A 22,292-nucleotide genomic window follows, 5' to 3' on the forward strand; every position below is an offset into this window, starting at 1 on the left:
CTGGTTCACGGAGCTAACCAGGCTTTGTCTTTATCTTGCGCTTTCAAGCGTATCCACCCATTTATTTCTTATGAAATATACCTTCTCTCTGGCCATACACGGCGGCGCGGGCACCATCTCCCGCGACCAAATGACGCCCGAAAAAGAGCAGGCCTACCACGCCGCGCTCCGGCAGGTGCTCGAAGCGGGCCACGATGTGCTGCGCCAGGGTGGCGCCGCCCTCGACGCAGTAGAAGTGGCCGTGCGCCTGCTCGAAGATTCGCCTCTGTTTAACGCTGGCCGTGGTGCCGTATTCACCCACGATGGCCGCCATGAAATGGATGCCGCCATTATGGACGGCCGCGACCGGAGCGCCGGCGCGGTAGCTGGGGTGCGCAACTTGCAAAACCCGATCAGCGTCGCTCGCCTGATAATGGAAAAGTCGGACCATGTGCTGCTGGCCTGGCCAGGGGCGGAGGACTTTGCCCGCGAGCATAACCTGCCCACCCAGCCCGACGAGTACTTTTTTACCCAGCACCGCCACGACCAATTGCAGGAAGCCCTAGAATCGGGGGGAATTCATCTGGACCACAGCGAATCGAAAAAAGCCCCCCAGCCCAAGAAAATGGGCACTGTGGGGGCCGTGGCCCGCGACCAGCACGGCAATCTGGCCGCCGCCACCAGCACCGGCGGCATGACCAACAAGCACTACTCCCGCATCGGCGACTCGCCCATCATCGGGGCCGGCACCTTCGCCGACAACCGGACCTGCGCTATTTCCTGCACGGGTTCGGGCGAATACTTTATGCGGGCCGTGGCTGCCTACGATGTTGCCTGCCTTATGGAGTATCGCGGCCTGAGCTTGTCGGAGGCCTGCCGCGTCGTAGTGCACGAGAAATTGGCACCGGTAGGTGGCGAAGGCGGATTGATAGCGGTTGATGCCGCCGGTAATCTGGCGCTGCCGTTCAATTCAAGCGGTATGTACCGTGGCTCCATCACCTCAGAAAGTCCTCTTTTTACCGCCATTTATGAGGATAAATAGCTGCGCTCTGGCTACGACCTATATACATAGGAGTAGCCCGCCTAATATAGAAGCAGCATCCCGTTACCAAAAAAGCCGCTTTCCCAAAGGAGAGCGGCTTTTTGATTGAAAACAGCGAGGCTTCTACAAAATCTGCGACTCCGACTTGGGTGAAGCTATGGGGGGCAAAATATCCTTGCTTGGATAAAACTTGCGCTCCTTAATATTATAGACGTTGCCTTTCACCATTACATGCAGCACCATATTTTCAATGGAGAGGGCGGCACCTTTCTTGGCCAGGCTGGCAGTATTATGCTCCAGACTGTGCCCGTCCATTATCACCACCAGATTAGAGCCGATAGTTTCAATCAGATTGCCTTCCGTGATAAGGATGCCGGTATCCTCGCCCAATCCGATACCAATGAGCTTGGGATATAAGGCTACGCATTCAATAAGCCGGCCGAAGCGGCCGCGCTTCACGAAGTGCGAGTCGATCATGACTTTAGGCATTAAACCCAGCCCGTTTCCAATTTTTACGGCACCTTTCATCAGGGCATCGGGCACGCTGCCGCCCCGAATCATGACCTTTGACATAGCCATAGCGCCAGCGCTGGTGCCGGCGATAATAAAATTGGCGTGGTGGTGATAGCGCTCCGTGAGAACGCGCAGAAACTCGGTGTTGCCGAACATTTCCGTGAGCCGGGACTGATTGCCCCCGCTAAACATGAGTATGTCGGCTTCGCGTAGGCGGGCCAGGTGCTCAGGGCGGTCGGTGTCATCGGGCACGCGAATATCAAATACCCCCACGTTGAGGCAGTTGAGCATGGCAAAGGAGGCCACGTAAATGCGGGCTACCTCTTCCGGAATCATGGAGGCCGTGGTAATCACCTCAATGCGCGGGTCGGCTTTGCCCGATTCGGTCACTATTCGTTTCAGAATACCTAACTCGAAGAAGTTGAGGTAGTACTTCTTCTTGGTGCGGGGGTTAGGATAAGTGCCTTTATCTTCATTGCCACCGATGGCAATTAGTTTACCGAGAGGTTTTAGCGTTTCCAATACCAACATTCTAGACTAGTTTAACACAAAAAACAGAGCAGTCAGCTCCAAATTTAAGCAACCTTCAGGCAACGCATGGCCTGAGTTAGCTCCATTAGCAGAGCAGCGGAGTTGGGCAATTAACACCTCAACCACTTAAATCTCCCACTTTCGGCCTTTTTCTTCCAAGGATTTACGCTGGGCGGCCCAGTAGCGCGTCAAAAGTACTGGTGGCTACGGCGTGATAGTTTGGGCGGGCACGGGCATAAATAGCCTGGGCGCGGGCCTGCCCATCGGGGAGGGCCAGCAGGGCTTTATAAAGAGGAGTTAAAAATTTGCGCCGGCCCACGCGCAGCAAAAAACGCTGGGTGGCTTCCTCGGCTGGCAGATGCCCCGTAGCCAGCGCCACGGGTAGCCAAGCCGTCAGAATTTCGGCGTTACCAGATTGGGTGAGCTCGAAGGCCGCATCCAACTCCGCGATTTGCCCCCTGGATAAATCGGTGGGCAGGCCTTGTATAAAATATACCCACTCATGCGTGCTCCACTCCGATACTACTAGGTCAGCGGCCGGGGTGCCGCGTTCCCACTGACGGCGCGCAGCATCAACGGCCGCGAAGCGCTCGGAGGTTACCGCCGGGGCCACGCTCGGAATGCCGGGGCCGTTGATCCAGGCGTCCAGCTGTAGCTTTTCTTCCAGGTCCGGTTCCTGGTCCAATAGCTCGCGGCGCAGGTAAGCCACAAAGGAAGCAGTGTCCATACTCTGAAAACTGTGCTGCGCGAAGTATTCCTTTATAAAGGCGTCGAGGCGGGGGCGGCCTATCAGGCTCTCAAGAGTAAGGAGGAGGTAGTTGCCTTTTTCGTAGGCAATATCATTGAGTCCTTCGTCAGGGTCGCGGCCGGCCAGGTTGAGGTAGAGGTGGGTGTCGGGACTCTGGGGGCCAATTTCCTCAATAGTATGGAGCAGCGCATTATGGCCCAGCATCTGGAGCATATCGGCATAGGCCGGACCATAGAGCTTCTCCATAATCCGCCGCTCAAAGTAAACGGTGAAGCCTTCATTGAGCCAGAAATCGTTCCACGTTGCATTTGTAACTAGGTTGCCCGACCAGGAATGCGCAAGCTCATGCGCTATTAAACTGGTCAGGCTACGATCACCGGTAATAACGGTAGGTGTTACAAATGTTAATCTTGGGTTCTCCATTCCACCAAATGGAAAGCTGGGGGGCAAAACCAATAGATCGTATTGTTCCCAGCGGTACGGCCCATACAGAGCCTCCGCCGTGGCTACCATTTTTTCAAGGTCTCTGAACTCCGAGGCTGCCGCTGACAAGGTAATCGGTTCGGCGTATATGCCCGTGCGAGCACTGATGGGAGCGTAGCTCAGATCGCCCACGGCCAGAGCCATAAGGTAAGCGGGAATGGGCTGCGTCATGCGAAAGTGGTACTCGCCCTGCGGCTCTTTCACCTGCGGATTCTCCGCGCTCATCAGCGCCAGCAGATGGGTCGGCACCCGAACCCAGGCGTCGTAGGTGAAGCGCACGCCGGGCGAGTCCTGGCAGGGGAGCCAGGTGCGCGCCAGAATTGCCTGTGATTGAGTAAACAGAAGTGGCTGCTCCCGGCCAGCGGTCTGGGCAGGTGCCAGCCATTGCAAAGCGGCTGCTTCGGGTGAGGTCTGGTAGCGAATGGTGATGGCCGTAGTCGCCGGCGTGATAGCTATGCGCAGGGCCTGACCCAGCACAGGGTCGGGAGCTGCCAACTCGTAGGTGGCAGCTGTACCATCGGGGCCATCGAGCAATACGGACTCTATCTGAAGGTCGCGGGCATCAAGATATATTTCGGAGGTGCCGCTAAGGTTAGTAAACTGCCAGGTGGCCTGCCCTATGAGTTTTCGCGCGGTAAAGTCTACGCTCAGCTCAAGGGTTAAGTGGTGGACCCGGACTTCGGCGGGGCGGGCATAGCTGTGAGGATCGGCTGTAGAGAAAGAGGCAGAAACAGGGGAGGTGGGCATTGGTAGAATCCAAAAAGTGCGGTTTAATCTTTTCCTCAAAAAGGAAGGCGGGGAAAGTAAAGGTAGCCAAAACTGGTGCTGCCGGGCGGCAATGTGGTATACAAGTGTGGAAACAAAACGTGTATATTGCCAACTGAGGCGTATTTAGCCCCCCGCGGAAACTTCGCGGGACTGAATACAGTAGAACGCCCAAGCCGCCGACAGGGACCTATCTTAGGGTAGGTTTTGTTGGGGAGGTTGCTTGGTAATACCTGCGTTTCTTGTCGCTTCTTTATTTACATATGAAATCTCTCTTTCGCTTTTCTTTTCTCACCACCTTCATAGTTTGGCTGCTGGGCCTTACAGTGCTTGCCGTGTCCTCATCGTGCAGCCAGGATCAGAAGGCTCAGATTAAGGACGCTCTCCTCGGTGCCCTCACTAGAGTTGGTGGCCCTCAGCCCAGGCTTGACAGCACGTACGTGATCCGACAAATGAGTGCTGAGCCCGCTTTCAAGGAGCACATTGAGTGGGGTAAAAAGTTTTACAAAGAGCGAGACTACCGCTTGGGCTGGTTCCGCAACCACGAGTTAGTTCCTCAGGTCAAAACAATGCTCGGTGTGCTCGACAAAGCTGCCGATGAAGGATTAGATCCCAAAAACTACAAAATCAAGGATTTTGACAAGCTTTTTGCCAATCTGGAGGCCGCGCAATCTGATTCGAGCAAGCGCAATGCCCTGGAAAAGGAGATTGACGTGGCTTTATCGAGCACGTATTTCAACTGGGCCTCCGACTTTTATCGGGGAACAGTAAGCCCCCAGGAAGTCAAGAATATAGATTGGCGGGTAAAGCGTAACAAGATTAAGCTGCATAAGGCCCTGATGACTATTCTTCAGGAGCGGGAAAGCACGTACCCTTATTACGAATTTGAGCCGCTGCACCCAGAATACAACGCCCTGAAAAAAGCGCTGGCCGACTATCGGGCGTTACAGCGCAACGGTAGCTGGCCTACTATTCCGGCCGGGACAAATCTGAAACCAGGAAGCTCATCGCCGGCCGTTGCGCAGTTGCGGCAGCGGCTGCTGGGGAGTAAATCCGAGCCCGCTGCTACCCCGGTGCAGCCCGTAAATAACACCGGCACCGCCACCGCATCAACCACTGCTACGGCTCCAGCCGCTGTCTACGAAGGCGAATTGATACATGCTGTTAAGGCCTTTCAAACGCAAAATGGACTCAGGGCCGACGGTGTAGTTGGGGGCGAAACCCTGCGGCTACTCAACGTGCCGTTGGCGGATCGCATCGATCAGATTATGCTGAATATGGAGCGTTGGCGCTGGATTCCAAAACGATTGGAACCGGATTATTTGCTGGTTAATATTCCCGATTACAAGCTCCACGTTGTGGAGGACAACAAGGAAGTGTTCAATATGCGGGTGATCGTAGGCAAGACTTTAAATGCCACGCCGGTGTTCAGTGATAAGGTGGAGTACGTGGTTTTGTCGCCTTACTGGAACGTGCCCATGAGCATCATCCAAAAAGAACTGGCTCCCAAACTAGCCAATGATCCAAGCTACCTGGACCATCTGGATATGGAAGTGGTGAAAGGATATGGAGCCAAAGCGGTGCCCGTCGACCCCGGCTCCATCGACTGGACTAACGTGGACGAGAAGACATTTAAGTATACGCTGCGTCGTCGTCCGGGCCCCAAAAACGACTTGGGTGAGGTCAAGTTTATCTTCCCTAACTCCGACGATATCTACCTCCACGACACCCCCAACGACGAGCTATTCAGCCAAAATAAGCGCGGCTTTAGTCACGGCTGCGTACGGGTGGAGGAGCCCATCAAGCTGGCCGAATACCTGCTCCGCAACAAGCCCGGCTGGAACCGGGAAACCATCCTGGACACCATTCAGGCCCGCAAAGAAAAGTATGTGACGCTGGCTGAGAAGCTGCCCGTGTACCTGGTCTACTTCACTGCCTGGGTAGGTGATGACGGCACCGTCCATTTCCGCGACGACATATACGGCCACGATAAGGTGCTGGCCAAGCAGTACTTCAACTAAAGGTTCCTTGTTCGGCCTGTCTCTCTTTACGGAGACTGCCTAGATTTCCTGGGCAGCAAAAGCCCCCGCGACACTAGGTCATGGGGGCTTTTGCTGCCCAGGAAATCTAGGCAGTCTTGCTTACTTTGTCTCCGTATCTGGTTTAGAGAAGTCTGTTGAGATAGCAGTTGACTGCAACAGTTGCGTCTAAGACAGCTTGATTTGTAATTGACATTTGTAAACCATATCGACAGTAGTTACTGATGTTAACATTAGTAACTAGTAGCAGTAAAGCAGTTTATAAATGTAACTAAAGTGTTGATATGGCTATGATTCACTTATACTCGTACATTTGTAAATCATTTGTACCGCACGTAGTATGGTTGAGCGCATTCGGCAGATTCTCCAGACCCGGCAATTGAGCCCTACTCAATTTGCCGATGTTTTGGGCTTGGCGCGACCCATTATCAGCCATGTACTCAGTGGGCGCAATAAACCCAGTCTGGAAGTGGTACAAAAGATAATTGCGGCCTTTCCAGATTTGTCGCTGCCCTGGCTGCTCAGCGGACAGGGGCCAATGCTAGCTACCGCAGCGGCTACACTAACGGCGGCAGTTGCGCCGGGCTTGATGCCGGTTGCGGAGCCTAAACGCGCTAAACGTCCTGCAACACTCGACTCTGATCCTTTAGCTGCGTCCCCAGCTGCTCCTACACTGCCATTGCCCGCCGCTGAGCCGCCTCGTGTAGTGACTCCCGCAACGTCTGCCGCCATGCCGGTAGAGGCTCCGCGCACCGCGCCGCTGTCCCTAGAGCCTGCACTGCCAAATGCAGCGGCGTCGGCTGCGGTTTCTAATACTGCCTCCCAGGGCGCAACGATGCCCGCACAGAGTCCATCGGCTGCCTCCGATATGCTATCTGCTTTTGGGGAACCAGGCAAAACCATTCGTCGCATCGTTATTTTTTATCACGATGGCACCTTTTCTGCATACCAGCCAGAAATGATGGGGTAAGGCGTCTTTGCTCATTTAAATGATGTGTATAGCCGCGCACAACACGGCTCAAGATAATACCTGATAGCGCCTTATCCGTGCCTAACACACAGCTTAGTTGCCCCTGTGTAACGCTTGGTCGCGTGGATCATTTAGGGGCTTATTATTCTCATAAACAGCTTTTGTACTGAGTACTGTACAATTGCTGATGGCCTACTCGGCTTATTGAAAATTAACCTGTTTTACGCTAAGATAAAGCCAGTAATATCTATGACAGGATAGCCAGCTAGATGAATAAAATTATAGTTATTACTACTCTTTCTTGATGCATATAGTTTTGTATATATAAATTATATAAAATGCTATAAATCAGTTGTTTACTATTGCTTAGTTCTAGCTAAGCTAGTGACTTATTTCTGCGCTAAGCCTATTTGCTGTTTTAACGGTTGGTTACAAAAAAGGACCCGTCGTCAATACATGCTTCGTATTACGGCAGATTAACTTAAATGCTAACAATGTTGACAGAGTGTTTGTATGAGAAAAATCAAAGGAAGGCTGCTGATAAGATCCGCTAACAGTGTTAGCAGGCGAGACGGCATCTGGTCAAAACTGAAGTTTGTTGAGGATCTAAAAAGAGCTTCTCAAAAAACTCTTCCTTTTAAGTGGATTGAGTAAAGATGGATAGGAGGCAGTTGCCAAATGTTATCTAGTTGCCGGGGTGAGTCAAAGCTTTGGTAGTGGATAAAGACCTAACCCAGGTAACTAGTAAAGCACAGGCGAAGCTTTTTGATGATAGCTACTGATTAACTCAGGTCAATGCCAAGCCCGGCAGTTGGGAGTTTTGATAGGGGGTGCTTACCTTTGGAGCATGAAAAAATTCCGTCTGCTTCTGCTGTTTGCTTCCTGCACCTCGCTCTTTATGACGACCTCCTGCTCAGTGCCACCAAGCGCTGAGGAAGATCCTAATGCTGATGCCGCCTACAAGCGCGCCCATCGCACGGAGATGTACCGCAAAGCGCAGAGCAGCGAACCTTCCATTCAACAGTAGTCTCTTCAAGGTAGCCAGCCTTGGCTGTCTTAGCTTGGTAGACAGACTTCAGGACATAACGCAGAAGCCCCACCCGACTCAAGTCGGGTGGGGCTTCTGCGTTGCTGTTCAATGTGCCTTTGAAAGACAAGCCTGCTGTTAGCTAACCAAAGCCGCTACTTGCTGCTCTGGGGCCGGGGCCGGAACGGGCTGGGGGGCAAAATCGGGGAGAACAATACCGGCTAGAAGAGAATTCTCCAGCAAGTCGGCCCAGGTGCGTAGGTACAGCACTACGTCGTCACGCTGATTGTGGCGCAGGGAGTTGCGGCGCTCAAAGGGAATGGCCGCCCGAATAGTGGGGTCGGCGAGGCGTTCGAGGTGAGTCAGGTCCTGGCGGGAAAAGCCCAGGGCCAGCATTTCATCGATGGTTTGATCAATGGGCAAGCCGCTGGTGGGGCAGTAGTCGATGAGCTGCCGCTCCCAGTCGCCGTAGCGCTGCATGGCGCGGGCATGAATCTCGGCTTTGGTAAGACGAGTGACGGTTTGGGCGAGGTGGCCGCAATTGCAGCTACCCATGTGGCCCCATTGATAAGGAGCCTGGGTGGCAAGGCGCTGAGCCGTATCGCGCAGGACCTGAATAACGGGAAGAGTGCTCTTAGCCATACAAGGTAGATCGGGTTGGGACAAGTACTAGATGACTTCCAAGGTTATAAGGTGAAAGAACACCGTTTTGTTTCACAAAAAAGCGGGACCGACTTATCGTCGGCCCCGCCTTTGGGTTATCCTTTCACAGGACTAGTGACCACTACCGCCGCTGCCGTAGCGACGACGATTTTGCCCCCCAGCGCTGCTACCGCTGCTCGTACGCTCGCCACCGGCGGGCCGAGGCGAAGAAGAGCGAGGGCCAGCGGCTGGGCGCCCCTGACCACCGCGGCTGGCTGACTCAGCGCCAGCACGCGGCGGACGTGCGCCACCGCCACCATCACGGCTAGGGCGGGCGGGACGACCAGCGGGGCCTTTCGGACGCTGAATTGATTCGCGACCGTTCAGCAGCACCGGCGCAATTGCCGTAGACCGGTACGGGTGCGTAGCCACGTCGATCTGCCGACGAATCAGCTTCTGGATATCCTGGAGGTAAGCGCGCTCTTCATCTTCGCAGAAGGAAAGGGCAATACCGTTGGCTCCGGCCCGGCCCGTGCGACCAATGCGGTGCACGTAGGTTTCGGGCTCGTTCGGAATTTCGTAGTTGATGACGTGGGTCAGCTCGTCCACGTCGATGCCGCGGGCGGCAATATCGGTGGCGACCAGTACGCGGATACTGCCGGCCTTGAAGTTAGACAGCGCGCGCTGGCGGTGGTTCTGCGACTTGTTGCCGTGAATAGCTTCGGCGGCAATGTCGGCTTTCACCAGCGTCTTGACCACTTTATCGGCCCCGTGCTTGGTGCGCGTAAACACGAGCACGCGACGGATATTCTTGTCGGCGAGCAAATGCTCCAGCAAGTCCGCTTTGTCGTGCTTATCGACCATGTACACGGCTTGCGAAACCGTATCGGCCGTGCTGGACACGGGCGTAACGGCCACTTTCACTGGGTTAGGCTTCAGAATAGTGCTGGCAAGCTCCTGAATAGGGCCCGGCATGGTTGCCGAGAAAAACAGGGTCTGGCGAGCGGTCGGCAGCTTGGGCAGCACGCGCTTGATATCGTTGATAAAGCCCATATCCAACATGCGGTCGGCCTCGTCGAGCACGAAAACTTCCACATGGCGCAAGTCTACGAAGCCCTGGTTCATCAAGTCGAGCAGACGACCGGGAGTAGCAATGAGGACTTCCACGCCACGACGCAGCGCGTTGGTTTGGGGTAATTGGCCCACGCCGCCGAAAATAACGGTGTGGCGCAGCGGCAAATGGCGGCCGTAGGCGCCGAAGCTTTCCCCAATCTGGATGGCCAGCTCGCGGGTAGGCGTAAGCACCAGACAGCGAATGCGCGAGTGCGATACATGCGCTACTTTGGCCGTCTGGGTTAGAATTTGAAGAATTGGAACAGTAAAGGCGGCGGTTTTGCCGGTGCCCGTTTGGGCTACGCCCAACAAATCGTGGCCTTCCAGCACCTGCGGAATAGCCTGCTGCTGAATAGGGGTGGGGATGGTGTACCCTTCCTCGTGCAGGGCACGGAGGATAGGATCAATCAGATTGAGTTCGTCGAATGACATTGAAAAAGATAAAAGGAGCCACCCCTAACTAATACGGTAGGCGGCAGCCGACAAAAACGCGGCTTGAAAAACCGGTCGAAAAAGAGAAAAAAGCCCCCCAGCGGAGCCGGGAGCGGTAGCGGATTGCGGCGGATGAGCGTATAACCAGAGCCAGGCGCCGCGCCTGGCTCAGTTATTTCCGATAAAATCCAACGTTTACACGCCAAGCTCACGACCTATGAACATAAAGGACCGGAAAATCCTTTACGAAGGCTTTTACAAACTTAGTCAACTCACGGTGCAGGATGGCTCCGAGGAGTACCAGCGCATCCGATTCGAGCCCGGTGAGGCCGTAGCGGCCCTGGTACTGGATACCACTCGCCAACGTTATTTACTAGTCCGTCAGTTCCGAGTGGGCGCGGAGGCCGACGTACTGGAGATTCCGGCTGGTATGCTCGATAAGGAAGGGGAAACCCCCGAAGAAGCCCTGCGTCGTGAGATAAAAGAAGAATTAGGGTACAAAGTTGATCATTTAGAGCAAATAATCCAGATGTACCCTTCGCCGGGGGCCAATGCGGAGCGCATTACCATTTATTACGCCGAGGTAAGTGAAAAAATCGCCCCCGGCGGCGGTGAGGCCGGCGAGGGCGAAAAGTTGAAGGCAGAAGAGTTTACTTGGCAGGAATTGCTGCAAGAGCCCATCCAGGATGCCAAAACGCTGATAGCCGTGCAATGGGCGCAGCTGCGGAAGCTTGAAGAGGGAACTAGCCCTGCGGATCTACCACGTACTCGAAGTTCTGCTGGAGCTTGGAGTCGGTGATGATGACAGTGAGCGGCTGGGGCGTTTCCGTTTTAACAAATGGAATAATGCGCTCACTTTTGTACAGGTCGCGGTTCCAGAAGCGGCCGGTGCCAGCTGCTGGTGTTTTATTATATACTTCCTCTCCTGCTTTATTCTTGGCCGTGATGCTGAGCAAGCTGGGGTCGGCGTTCTGCGCACCGCGCCGATACATGATTACCACCAGGTTGCCGCCGGCGGGCAGGCTGTTGAAACGGCGTTGATACGTTGTGTCGGCCCAGTTGTTCATCTTCCGTAGGGCGTTAATTTCGGTAAGCAGCTCCTCGTAGGGGCGGTAAGCCAGGCGTGTGGCGGTGCCGTTAGCCTCGGAATCTTCGCCGGTATTTTTGGTCACGTTGGAGATATAGGCGCAATCCTTATCCTTTTGGGGAATCATGTAGCGCTGCTTGCGCTCTTCCTTCTCCTTTTCTTTATCCTTGCTCTTTTGGCTTTTTTGGGCCGTAGCAGCAAAAGATAATAGTAGGCAGCAGAGGAGTAAAAGTTTTTTCATGGGATAAATAGGAAATGGAGATGCGCTGTAGCGCGTGTATAAGTTAAGAGGAGCGGCGCCTAAAGCTCAGCTTGGCGGTATAGTCGGGCCACAGCAAAAAGCGTGACAAACCCATAATACCTGCGTAACCCTGGCGTCATAGGCTGCTCCGATCTTTGCGGTGGGTAAACCTGCTTTGGCTTATGCACGCTCCTGTTATCCTGCCGCTGCTGTGCCGTTTGGTTCGGTGGCTGGCGTACGCACTCTGCCAGTTGGCACTTCTCGTAGCTTTTGGGCTGCGCGCCCTCGCTGGGGGGCATTTCCCGTTTAGATTCGGTGGGCACACGGCAGCGAAGGCCACGTTTTTGCCCCCCAATGGCCGCCACTTGCCGCCTGCGGCGCCCCCGGCCCAACACCACCGCACTAGCCGCCTAATGGGAAAGAAAAAGAAAGCCGCCAAGGGCCGCCGCGTCGCCGTGGCCGTCATCTCCGACGTGCACCTGGGCACCTACGGTTGCCACGCCGAAGAGCTGCTGCGCTACCTCAAAAGTATTCGGCCTAAAGTGCTGGTACTCAACGGCGATATTGTAGATATCTGGCAGTTCAGCAAAAGCTATTGGCCCGCTTCGCACATGCGCGTGGTGCGCCACCTGGCCGGCCTGGCGGCCAAAGGCACGCCTATTCATTACCTCACCGGCAACCACGATGAGCTCCTGCGCAAATTTACCGGCACCCGCTTGGGGGCCCTCAGCATTGCCAATAAGCTGGTGCTTGACCTGCCGGGCGATGGCAAAGCCTGGCTTTTCCACGGCGATGTGTTCGACGTGACCATGCAGCACTCCAAGTGGCTGGCCAAGCTGGGTGCCCAAGGCTACGATGCCTTGATTCTACTTAATCGACTGGTCAATTTCATGTTGCAGAAAATGGGAAGGCCCCGTGTAGCGTTGTCAAAGGCTGTGAAAGACAGAGTGAAAGGAGCCGTGAGCCTGGTAAGCAACTTTGAGCAAACCGCCGCCGGCATTGCCGCCGACGAGGGCTACCGCTACGTGGCCTGCGGGCACATACATTGCCCCGAAATCAAACCTATACACACGGCCAAAGGCGAAGTGACTTACCTGAATTCCGGGGATTGGGTCGAAAACCTGACCGCCCTGGAATACTGCGCCGACACGGGCTGGCAACTCTACCGCTACGCCGACGACCCGCTCATGCAGCAGCCCGCCGAAGCGGAAACGGATTCTGATACCGATGAGGTTGCTGGTGCTCTGGAAGCGGCACTGTTTGAGGAAATTATGACTGGGAAGTAAGAGAGTGGTCCTGCGACTTTTTCTGTCGTAGGACCACTATCGTTAAACGACCTCAGGCGTTTGCCAACATCAGCAACGATAGTGGTAGTACGACTTTGGAGTCGTACTACCACCCTGAAAGCCTCATACTTGTCCCTGTTAATCAGCCTGCTTTTTACATAACCCAAATAAATGCCGAAATAGCAGGGGGCTGCTAGCTCAGCAGTTGCTCTCTTCTTTTCAACCCTCAAAAAATCTACCCTTGCCCCGTATTCTTTACGCCATTCAAGGCACCGGCAACGGCCACCTGAGCCGGGCCCGCGATATTATTCCATTGCTCCAGGAGCGCGCTTCCCACCTCGATGTGCTCGTGAGCGGTCCGCCCGCCGATCTGGCTCTGCCGTTTCCGGTGCAATACCAATTTCATGGCATGGGGTTCGTATTTGGCAAAAAGGGTGGAATCAGCTTCTCTAAAACATTTGGGCAAGTAAACGCGCCTGCCTTCGTGCGCGAGATGCGCCAGCTGCCGGTAGAGCAGTACGACTTGGTTATCAACGACTTTGAGCCGGTGTCGGCGTGGGCCTGCCGGCTCCGCAACGTGCCGTGCATTGCGCTAAGCCACCAGAGCGCGGTGCTCACTAAAAATGTCCCCCGGCCCAAGCGCTCAGACGTGGTGGGCCGCACCGTACTTAAACATTACGCCCCAGCCACAGCCCACTACGGCTTCCACTTCGACCGCTACGACCCCGGCACCCACACGCCCGTTATCCGAAATCAGGTGCGCGAGCTGACGCCTACCAACGAGGAGCACTACACCGTGTATCTGCCCGCTTACGATGAGGAAACCCTGGTGGCGCGCCTGCGCTACCTGAGCCGCACCACGCGCTGGGAAGTATTCAGCAAGCATAGCCAAAAGGAGGCCGAGCACGGCAATGTGCGCGTGCGCCCGGTAAGCGGCGCGGCCTTCACCGACAGCCTGGCGCGCAGCGCCGGGGTACTTTGCGGTGCGGGCTTCGAAACGCCCGCCGAGGCGCTGTTTTTGGGTAAAAAGCTGGCCGTGGTGCCGATGAAAAATCAATATGAGCAGGCTTGCAACGCCGCTGCCCTAGCCAAGCTGGGCGTGCCCGTAGTGAAAGGTCTCAAGGATAAGCACCTAGATGGCCTCGACCAATGGCTGCGGTTTGGCGAACCTATCCCCGTAAACTATCCCGACGAAACGGCTGCTGTGCTGGATAAGCTACTGCGGGAGCACCTGCAATAGGCGCTGGGGAAGCTATTGGGAGCGCCAGGGTCAGAAGCGGACTTTGGTCATGAATCCTTTTCCGTCTGTGATGTACACTTGCTTAAAGCCTAATTCGGTTAACTCGCTGCGCACCTGCTGGATCACAAAATCTTTGTTGGCTGCATTGAAAGCCGGCGAAGTAAGCGTGATAACATCGGCTTGCGCCCCCGCGACGCTAGCTCGCACGTCCAGCTCTTTGGAAATAGCATCCTCGGGCAACTCCTGGGCATAATATTTCTTGAAATCATCGGGGAGCTGGTCGGCATGGGCGCGGCGTGCGGCTATTTCAAGCCGGGTTTCCGCTGCCCGCTGCTTCGCAGCAGCTATTTCAGCAGCAGAGGGCGGGGCCGGGGCGCGTACTATCCGGACGGCAGTAGGCGGAGCGGGAGCAGTCGGCTTGTCTGCCGCGACATCAAGGGTTGAGGCTGAGTCAGCTGCTGACTCCAGAGAAGGAGTGTTGGTAGCTGAGCCCTGCGCCGGCCTAGTAGTGGCTACCGAGTCCGTAGTAGTCATTGGCAGACCAGTGGCGGCCGGCCGAGGTTCATTGCGGCTAACGCTCACTTGCTGGGTCGAAGGTTTTGCGACAGAATCGGGCATTGGCCGGTTGAGGCGGCCAATAGCAAAGGCAGCCACAAAAGCGAGCAGACTAAGCCCTATGATTCCTAAAAGGGCATTCATATTCATAGCTGGGAAGTTAAATGGCGAATAAACGGCCAATTTTACTTTTCATATCCACTGGTAATGCTCAACTAAAATCTGCGATTTCAAAGCGTAGTAGATAAGGGAGTGCGCTGCCTTTGCCGCCACAAAACAGCCGTTTCCGTGGCGGCAAAGGCTTCGTAGCAGGTCGATTCAATAACTCACGCTGCGCCAAATAAATTAATGTATGACGTACAGAAAACTCTGTATTCACGCCGAAAGTTGCCTTTCAGCGAAAGTCACGCGTTTATCTCCTTGCTCTGCTTACGCGTATGCTTAGTCAAAAATAAGCAGACCAGATACGTCACTTTCCTTGGTCCACGCGTCGGTGCCTGCTTACCTTAGCTGTTGTTTGAATGCCTGATTTCGCTGCTGCCTTACCCGCCGCTTTCTTCCCCTCAACTGCCCCCCCGGCCTATTCCCGCGCCGATTTTGGCCCCGATTTTCAGTGGGGCGTAGCGGCGGCCGCCTACCAGACCGAGGGCGCCTGGGACGCCGATGGCAAAGGCCCCAGCATCTGGGATGAGTTCGTGCGACGGCCTGGGAAAATCCGGGGCAGCTCCCACGGCCAGGTAGCCACCGATTTCTACCACCGCTGGCCCGCCGACCTGGAGTTGATGCGGCAGCTCAACATTCCCAACTTCCGCTTCTCGGTGGCCTGGTCGCGGGTGTTGCCGAACGGTACCGGGGAAGTGAATCCCAAAGGGTTAGATTTCTACGACCGGCTGGTGGATGGCTGCCTCGAGCGCGGCATCACGCCCTGGCCCACGCTCTACCACTGGGATTTGCCCGCCGCCCTCCAGCAGCGCGGTGGCTGGACCAACCGCGGCATCGTAGGCTGGTTCGCCGACTACGCCCAGCACGTAGCCGCCTGCCTCGGCGACCGGGTGCGGAATTGGATGGTGCTCAATGAGCCCATGGTCTTTACCGGCGCGGGCCACATGATCGGCATTCACGCGCCCGGCCGGCGGGGCCTGGGGGGCTTTTTAGCGAGCACCCACCACGCCGCGCTGGCCCAGGCCGAGGGCGGCCGGGCCCTGCGCGCCACGCTGCCGGCTACGGCCCAAATCGGCACCACGTTTTCCTGCTCTCACCTCACGCCCTGGCGCCCTCAACTAGCCCGCGACCAGCGCGCCACCGCCCGCGCCAATGCCATTCTCAACCGCCTCTTCGTGGAGCCGGCCCTGGGTCTGGGCTACCCTGTGGCTGATGCCCCTGTGCTGGGCTGGCTCAACCGCTACCTAAAACCCGGCGACGAGCAGCGCCTGCCTTTCGCCTTCGACTTCTGGGGCATCCAGAACTATACGCGCGAGGTGGTGCGCCACTCGCCCTACGTGCCGCTGGTGTGGGCCAAGCTAGTGGGTGCCGCCGAGCGCGGCGTGCCCCACACTACCATGGGCTGGGAGGTGTACCCCGAGAGCATCTACCACATGCTCAAGCAGTTCAGTAGCTACAAAAATGCCCCCCGCCTGCTCGTAACCGAAAACGGCGCCGCTTTCCCTGACGAGCTCATAGCCGGCCGCGTGCCCGACGCGGACCGGCAAGCCTTCCTGCGGGCCTGCATCGCCCAGGTGCTGCGCGCCAGGCGCGAAGGTGTGCCGGTGGATGGCTATTTCGCCTGGTCGTTCACCGATAACTTCGAGTGGGCAGAGGGCTACAAGCAACGCTTCGGCCTGGTCCGCGTGGACTACGACACCCAGCAGCGCACCGTGAAAGACTCCGGCCATTGGTACGCGGGGCTGCTGGGGGGCAAAATGGCGTGAGTAGCGGGCTGGGCCTTGATACGCCACGCTTCTAAACCGTCATGCCGAGCGGCAGCGAAGCATCTCGCGTGCTGATGTTGTGGTAGTGTAGTAACCCAACCACAAAGGCGGTCATGCTGAGCAACGCGAAGCATCTCGCTCGCGCCGTTAGATTACTAACCTCACGTCAGCACGCGAGATGCTTCGCGTTGCTCGGCATGACGGGCTGTTCTACTGATTTTATTCTGTAGATGACTCTAAACCTAATAGTTGCCCCCCACAACCCGCTTGTTCAGCCGGGCCATACCCGCCGGAAACGCCAGTAAGCGCTGGGGGGCTTTTTGGGTGTGCGTGGTATCGGTGAGGGCGTGCATAAAGGCCAGCAGGTCGCTTTTTTCGGCTTTGGTAAGGTTGAGCTTTTCGGGCGGAAGGGTTTGGTTGGGCACGTCGAGGCCCAGGCCTGCGCCGCCACCCCGGTCGTAGAACTCAATCACCTCTTCTAAGGTCTGGTAGGCGCCATTGTGCATGTAGGGCGCCGTGAGGGCGATGTTACGCAGGGTGGGTGTTTTAAAAGCATGACGCTGCCACTCAATGCCTTGCAAGCGAAACTTGCCTGGGTCTGGATCAATGGTTTTGGGGTGAAGGCTGGCTTGGGCGGGTACGCCCAGAATCTCGGTTTCGGTACGCTCGAAAGTCGGCGCCACGTTGCCGTTGAAGAGAGGCATAAAATGACAGGTGCCGCATTTGCCCTTACCCATATATACGTTGAAGCCGCGCCGGGCCGCCGCATCCAGCACTGCTGTTTCGCCCCGCACGTAGCGGTCGAAGGGCGAGTTGAGGCGCACGAGAGAGCGGACGTAGCTAGCCAGGGCGCGCTGCACCTGGTTTTCGGTAATAGTCGCCTTGGTAGCGTCCGTGGTTTCAAAAGCTTGGGCAAATGCCACTTGATACGCCGGACTCTGGCGCAGCAGGGCGGCGGCGCGGACCAGGGAGCCGTGCATTTCGGTGGGATTGGTCAGCACGTCGGCGGCCTGGTCTTCGAGGTAGGTCAGGCGGCCGTCGTGGTACTGGGTGCGCTGCAGGGCCGCGTTTAGCAGGGTAGGCGCATTGCGGCTCACGGTGCCCTTGCCGGCAAAAGCCACGCTGCGGGTCCGGTTTTCGGCAAAGCCGCGGGCGGGCTGGTGGCAGGAAGCACAGCTTCGGCTACCATTACCCGACAGGGCCGGATCAAAAAACAGCTGCTGGCCTAGGGCTACCTGCGCCGGCGTGGTGCGCGCATCGCTTTGGGGGGCAAAATAATCGGGGTTGAAAGCTGCCGAATCGAACAGCGTAGCGACGCTGGCCCGCAACGCCCGCGCCTCCGTAAATTCCGGAATACCCAAGGCCAACTGCGCCTGCCGAAGCTGCTGGGACAAAGGATTGGCGTATTTGGTCAGAAAAATGAGCTGGTCGAAATCAGTGGTCGGGGCGCTTTTCAAATAAGCCAGACTAGTAGTCAACGTCTGGTCAAGACGCCCGGCCAGGGCCGCGTCGCGGGTACGCAGGGCGGGGGCGTAGGCTGCCAAAGTGGCGCGTAGGGCCTGTAAACTGGCCACGGCCTCCAGCACCGCTGCTTCTGGCGAGGCGGGCGTATCGAAGCCCGGCAGGCCCAGCGTCACGACCCGGAACACGCCCAGGCGCAGAGCGTCAAACACATGCCGGTCGGTGAGCACTAGAATAGCGGCCGAGTTGCGCAAGCCGCGCAGGGAGCTGCGGGTCAGAGCTAGCTGGTTGAGCAATGCGGCATGTTGATCGGGGGCGTAGGCTTCGGGGTAGAAGTAGGTTTCGATTACCTGTAAGCCCTCCGGCATGATCTTACGCTGCTCCTGGTCGTAGTCGGCCACTTCAATAATGGCCGGCCCATTCAACAGCTTCGCCAACGAAGCCTGGTAGTATTCGGCCAGAAACTCCACTTGCTTATAGCGCTGCCGGGCCTGCCGGAACGCCCGCCGCTGGGCCGCTATTGGAGCATTCGTCTCCACGCTTTTTCCCAGCCGCACCAGCGCCGAATCGAGCAAAACCAGGTTCTGGCAATACGTAGCCAGTACCTGCTCGGTGGGCCTCGTCGCTCCCTGCCGAACAGCGCTAGCCTCGGGGCGTTGGCAGGCCATAGGGCCGAGCAGCGCCGCCGTGAATACGGCGGAAGCCAGCCAGAATAAAATCTGTAGCATCTGATTACCAGTGAATAAACAAATGAGTAAAGAAGTTAATTATACAAATGAGGAAGCCTCGCCCTAGTTGGGCGAGGCTTCCTGACTGCTGTTTTTAGTTAGCGAGGTAGGCCGCTGATGACTACTATCTGGCTGGCCTGGCTATTGCCGTTGTTGGGCTTGGCACCACCGTCGCGGTACTTCTGGCCGGTCCAGCTGTGGGGCTGAATACACACCGTAAATGTGTTCGGGATGCCTAGCTCGTCGGATACGTCGAGCATGGCGCCGTACTCCCAGCTGCCCTTGCGCGAGAGGCTGCTGCCGGCGTTATACTTGGCCGCGTCGGCCTCGGTGCGGCGGTGGTCCAGCTCCAGCACTTTCCTCAGCCCGCCACCCTGAATGGCGTATTGATAGATGTAGGCGTCGTGGGTTTCGGGGCCGTAGCCATTAGAGTCTTCCTGCACGTACACGTAGTTCTCCGTGACGCAGATGTTGTCGGGGTTTTGAAATTCGCCGGCAATGCCGTTGCGGTCGTCGCCGTCCAGAATCAGCTCCAGGGTGCCCTTCAGCGGGTTTTTCTCATCCAGCACCAGGCGGTACACGCGCCCCCACACCGTGCGCGACTTATCGGCGTTGGCCCCGGAAGCGTCCTGGCCGGTCACGTTGAAGTAGATTTCGCGGCCGTTGCCGTTGCCGTTGCCGCCCTTGCGGTAGTCGATGTCTTCCACGCGGCCAAACTTGATGGCTTTCAGCGGATCAACCTGCGCCTGCATCTGATTGCCGGTCAGGTTCTTGTGGTCAGGAATCAGGGCAAATTCCACCGCGTGCTTCTGGCCCGTCTTGATATCCGTTTCTTTTTGGTTGAGGTCGGTGCGGCGGAGCATATACTGCTGGCCGCCGTCGAGGTCGCCCAGAATATTGCTCAGGTACAGCGCCAATTGCCCCCCAGTGGCATCGGAAGCATCTTCGCCAGTCAGAATGACGGTTTTGCCAGGGTACGCGGTTTTGGGTAGGGGTACGGCGTTTTCGGCGCTCCAGTAGCCCAGACCCCGAATTCCTTTGGCCATGCCCTGCGTGTTGTTAGGCGCGAATGGCTGAATAAGATGCGTTTGCGCATCCACCGCGCTTTCGCCGGCGCTCAGAAACACGGGCCCGAAGCCGTGCTCCTGGGGCGTCACCAGCGTGGCCGAGCACAGGCGCCACCGGCCCCCGTTGGAGTTCAGTACGTACTCCCCGCTCACGGGCTTAAAAGTGTTATCGAGCTGCACCCGCGAGATAGACAGGTTATCCTCGTGGTTCACGAGCATGGTGTAGCCGTTGCCATCGGGGTTGCGCAGCAGGCCCGCGCCGTCGGCCGAGCCGCCAAACATAAAGTCGGGCGAGGCGGGCAGCACATCGTCGGAGCTGATGAGGGAGTAAATCTTGAGGTTGTCGAAGCCGGCCAAGGTCTTAACGAGCGAGGGCGTGACCGAATGGTTGGCCAGCTTCGCGGTCTTGATGGGAATGGTTGGCTGGTTGCCTTTGTCGGGGTCGCAGCTGGCTAACGCGGCACTCAGGGCCAGGGCCGACAGGGCCGCCGGGAGAGTAAGATTGTTCATAAACAAATAGTTAGGTAGGAGAGAGGGTTGTGCGGTTGCGATGCCCAAAAGTAGCGGGGCCATATTACCACCTCGTAAAGAGCCCGTTATCAAGGTGTGACGGCAGCGTTAAGAAATTACGAAGCGCGCAAAACAGGCAGTTGGGGTAGGCTGGGGGGAGGCGGGCTACCACGGCCGGCTGCGACGTGGCACGGGCTTCAGCCCGTCGCCCCTGTCTATTGGCACCTGATAGCGCAACTTCCTCGGGCGACGGGCTGAAGCCCGTGCTACGTGTATCTTGGGGGGTATTTTTGCCGGTTCAGCTTCTCCTTATGCTGCTCACCATCACCACCACTCACCAGCCCGCCACCGACTTAGGCTACCTGCTGCACAAGAATCCGGGGCGCCTGCAATCGGTGGACATTGCCTACGGGCAGGCCCACATCTTCTACCCCGAGGCCACTCCGGAGCGTTGTACCGCGGCTTTATTGCTCGACATCGACCCCGTAGCGCTGGTCCGTAACCATCGTGGTCCGGCCGGCGAAGGCTTTGCCTTGGAGCAATACGTAAACGACCGACCCTACGCGGCATCGTCCTTCCTGAGCACAGCGCTGGTGAAAGCCTTCAACACGGCCATGAATGGCACCTGCAAAGACCGGCCCGACCTTCCCGACACGCTCTTGCCCCTCGAAGCCACCATCGCTGCCCTGCCCGCGGCCAACGCCAGCCAGCCAGCTCCACCGCCTTTTTGCCCCCCTGGGCTACGAAATCGATACCGAAGCCCACCCGCTCGACCCCACCGTGCCGGCCTGGGGCGACAGCCGCTACTTCACGCTCCGCCTGCGCCACCCGGCCCGGCGTCTGCGCGACTTGCTTAGCCACCTGTACGTGCTCATTTCAGTCCTCGACAACGACAAGCACTACTACATCGGACAGGCCGAGGCCAACAAGCTCCTGCACCGCGGCGGCGACTGGCTGCCCCAGCACCCCGACCGGGAATTCATCACGCGCCGCTACCTGCGCAATCTGCGCGAGTATGTAGAGCCGACGTTGGAGCGCCTACTGGCGGGGGAGGCCTCACCCCCTAGCCCTCTCTCCCAACAAGAGGGGGAACTAGATGCTAGTATTTCTAAATCTAGTTTTGACACTGATAACTCACTTCCTAATCTAGAAACAAATATAAAAGCTAGTTCTCCCTCTCCTTGGGATAGGGGGCTAGGGGGTGAGATAATCGTTGAACAAGCTGAGAAGCAAAGCCTCCACGACCTCCGCCTCGACCGCGTAGCCGAAGAAATCCGCCGCCTCGGGGCCAAGCGCGTGCTCGACCTGGGCTGCGGGGAAGGCAAGCTAGTGCGCCGCCTGCTTAAAATGCCGCACGTCGAGAACATTCTGGGTATGGACGTGTCGCACCGCGAGCTGCAACGCGCCCACGAGCGCCTGCATATAGTAGAAATGCCCCCCAAGCAACGCGAGCGAATCACGCTCGTGCAAGGCTCTCGGCTCTACCACGACCCGCGCCTCAGCGGCTACGACGCGGCGGCCGTGGTCGAAGTCATCGAGCACCTCGACGAAAGCCGGCTAGCAGCGTTTGAGCAGGTGGTATTCGGCCGCGCCCGTCCCGGCGCTGTGCTTGTCACTACGCCCAACGCCGACTACAACCAGCGCTACGAAACGCTATCCGCCGGGGAGTTCCGCCACCAGGACCACCGCTTCGAGTGGACGCGGGCGCAGTTCGCGGCTTGGGCGGCAGGAGTTGCTGAGCGCCACGGCTACCGCGTGCGTGTGGAGGCGCTGGGGCCAGAGGCGGAAGAAGTAGGCACGCCCTCGCAGCTGGCGGTGTTTGAGCGGTGATTAATGCTTACAGCAACGCGAGATGGCCCAGCGCTACTTATCGCACTAGCTCTGAAAATATTATCGCCAAGAGCA

The 22,292-nt window shown here is 57.2% G+C and carries 18 protein-coding genes; 10 read left to right on the top strand and 8 right to left on the bottom strand.

The window, feature by feature from the left end; genetic code table 11:
* Positions 1–70: 70 nt before the first annotated feature.
* Positions 71–1,021 (top strand): isoaspartyl peptidase/L-asparaginase family protein, encoded by a 951-nt coding sequence (locus B9A24_RS15805; protein ID WP_084446991.1) that lies wholly within the window; start codon positions 71–73, stop codon positions 1,019–1,021.
* Positions 1,022–1,144: 123 nt separating this feature from the next.
* Here B9A24_RS15805 and B9A24_RS15810 read toward each other — a convergent pair whose 3' ends face one another.
* Positions 1,145–2,065, bottom strand: coding sequence for a cyanophycinase (locus tag B9A24_RS15810; protein ID WP_200813940.1), 921 nt, complete (start codon positions 2,063–2,065; stop codon positions 1,145–1,147).
* Positions 2,066–2,228: 163 nt separating this feature from the next.
* On the bottom strand, positions 2,229–4,043 hold the full coding sequence (locus B9A24_RS15815) for a M1 family metallopeptidase (RefSeq protein ID WP_084446992.1): 1,815 nt from the start codon (positions 4,041–4,043) through the stop codon (positions 2,229–2,231).
* 281 nt (positions 4,044–4,324) lie between these two features.
* Between B9A24_RS15815 and B9A24_RS15820 the strand changes: the two genes are divergently transcribed.
* The 3 genes from B9A24_RS15820 to B9A24_RS15830 all read left to right on the top strand — a co-directional run bounded on the left by B9A24_RS15820 (position 4,325) and on the right by B9A24_RS15830 (position 8,097).
* Entirely contained in the window at positions 4,325–6,082 is a 1,758-nt protein-coding gene (locus B9A24_RS15820) for a L,D-transpeptidase family protein (RefSeq protein ID WP_084446993.1), read from the top strand.
* 358 nt (positions 6,083–6,440) lie between these two features.
* On the top strand, positions 6,441–7,070 hold the full coding sequence (locus B9A24_RS15825) for a helix-turn-helix domain-containing protein (RefSeq protein WP_084446994.1): 630 nt from the start codon (positions 6,441–6,443) through the stop codon (positions 7,068–7,070).
* A gap of 847 nt (positions 7,071–7,917) precedes the next feature.
* On the top strand, positions 7,918–8,097 hold the full coding sequence (locus tag B9A24_RS15830) for a hypothetical protein (RefSeq protein WP_084446995.1): 180 nt from the start codon (positions 7,918–7,920) through the stop codon (positions 8,095–8,097).
* 138 nt (positions 8,098–8,235) lie between these two features.
* Here B9A24_RS15830 and B9A24_RS15835 read toward each other — a convergent pair whose 3' ends face one another.
* Both B9A24_RS15835 and B9A24_RS15840 read right to left on the bottom strand, forming a co-directional pair.
* Positions 8,236–8,739: a hypothetical protein gene (locus B9A24_RS15835; RefSeq protein WP_084446996.1), complete on the bottom strand. Its 504-nt coding sequence runs from the start codon at positions 8,737–8,739 to the stop codon at positions 8,236–8,238.
* 132 nt (positions 8,740–8,871) lie between these two features.
* Positions 8,872–10,284, bottom strand: a complete 1,413-nt coding sequence (locus B9A24_RS15840; protein ID WP_084446997.1) for a DEAD/DEAH box helicase — start codon at positions 10,282–10,284, stop codon at positions 8,872–8,874.
* A gap of 217 nt (positions 10,285–10,501) precedes the next feature.
* Here B9A24_RS15840 and B9A24_RS15845 point away from each other — a divergent pair, with 217 nt between their 5' ends.
* Positions 10,502–11,083, top strand: a complete 582-nt coding sequence (locus B9A24_RS15845; protein WP_084446998.1) for an NUDIX domain-containing protein — start codon at positions 10,502–10,504, stop codon at positions 11,081–11,083.
* Here B9A24_RS15845 and B9A24_RS15850 read toward each other — a convergent pair.
* Positions 11,028–11,612, bottom strand: coding sequence for a hypothetical protein (locus B9A24_RS15850; protein WP_084446999.1), 585 nt, complete (start codon positions 11,610–11,612; stop codon positions 11,028–11,030). The two genes, B9A24_RS15845 and B9A24_RS15850, sit on opposite strands and share 56 nt — an antisense overlap.
* 182 nt (positions 11,613–11,794) lie before the next feature.
* Between B9A24_RS15850 and B9A24_RS15855 the strand changes: the two genes are divergently transcribed.
* Together B9A24_RS15855 and B9A24_RS15860 are read left to right on the top strand one after the other, a co-directional pair.
* Positions 11,795–12,898 carry a UDP-2,3-diacylglucosamine diphosphatase gene (locus tag B9A24_RS15855; RefSeq protein ID WP_234997364.1) on the top strand — a complete coding sequence of 368 codons (1,104 nt, stop codon included), beginning with the start codon at positions 11,795–11,797 and terminating at the stop codon, positions 12,896–12,898.
* A 241-nt stretch (positions 12,899–13,139) separates the two neighbouring features.
* Complete coding sequence (locus B9A24_RS15860) at positions 13,140–14,138, top strand: glycosyltransferase family protein (protein WP_084447000.1); 999 nt, start codon at positions 13,140–13,142, stop codon at positions 14,136–14,138.
* A 30-nt stretch (positions 14,139–14,168) separates the two neighbouring features.
* Here the strand turns inward: B9A24_RS15860 and B9A24_RS15865 are convergent, their stop codons facing one another.
* Positions 14,169–14,843, bottom strand: coding sequence for a hypothetical protein (locus B9A24_RS15865; protein ID WP_084447001.1), 675 nt, complete (start codon positions 14,841–14,843; stop codon positions 14,169–14,171).
* Positions 14,844–15,214: 371 nt separating this feature from the next.
* Here B9A24_RS15865 and B9A24_RS15870 point away from each other — a divergent pair, with 371 nt between their 5' ends.
* Positions 15,215–16,621: a GH1 family beta-glucosidase gene (locus B9A24_RS15870; RefSeq protein WP_084447002.1), complete on the top strand. Its 1,407-nt coding sequence runs from the start codon at positions 15,215–15,217 to the stop codon at positions 16,619–16,621.
* A 242-nt stretch (positions 16,622–16,863) separates the two neighbouring features.
* On the opposite strand, the gene B9A24_RS15875 is transcribed toward B9A24_RS15870, so the two are convergent.
* A complete protein-coding gene (locus B9A24_RS15875) occupies positions 16,864–18,810 on the bottom strand; it encodes a cytochrome-c peroxidase (RefSeq protein ID WP_084447003.1) in 1,947 nt (648 codons plus the stop codon).
* 98 nt (positions 18,811–18,908) lie between these two features.
* On the bottom strand, positions 18,909–20,387 hold the full coding sequence (locus tag B9A24_RS15880; protein WP_084447004.1) for a PhoX family protein: 1,479 nt from the start codon (positions 20,385–20,387) through the stop codon (positions 18,909–18,911).
* Positions 20,388–20,698: 311 nt separating this feature from the next.
* On the opposite strand from B9A24_RS15880, the gene B9A24_RS22745 reads away from it, so the two are divergent.
* Both B9A24_RS22745 and B9A24_RS23255 read left to right on the top strand, forming a co-directional pair.
* Entirely contained in the window at positions 20,699–21,244 is a 546-nt protein-coding gene (locus tag B9A24_RS22745; RefSeq protein WP_394334640.1) for a hypothetical protein, read from the top strand.
* A complete protein-coding gene (locus B9A24_RS23255) occupies positions 21,135–22,217 on the top strand; it encodes a methyltransferase domain-containing protein (protein WP_394334641.1) in 1,083 nt (360 codons plus the stop codon). The genes B9A24_RS22745 and B9A24_RS23255 overlap by 110 nt, the downstream gene beginning before the upstream one ends.
* The last annotated feature ends 75 nt before the right edge of the window (positions 22,218–22,292 follow it).

The organism is Hymenobacter roseosalivarius DSM 11622 (genome assembly GCF_900176135.1).
Taxonomy (GTDB): domain Bacteria; phylum Bacteroidota; class Bacteroidia; order Cytophagales; family Hymenobacteraceae; genus Hymenobacter; species Hymenobacter roseosalivarius.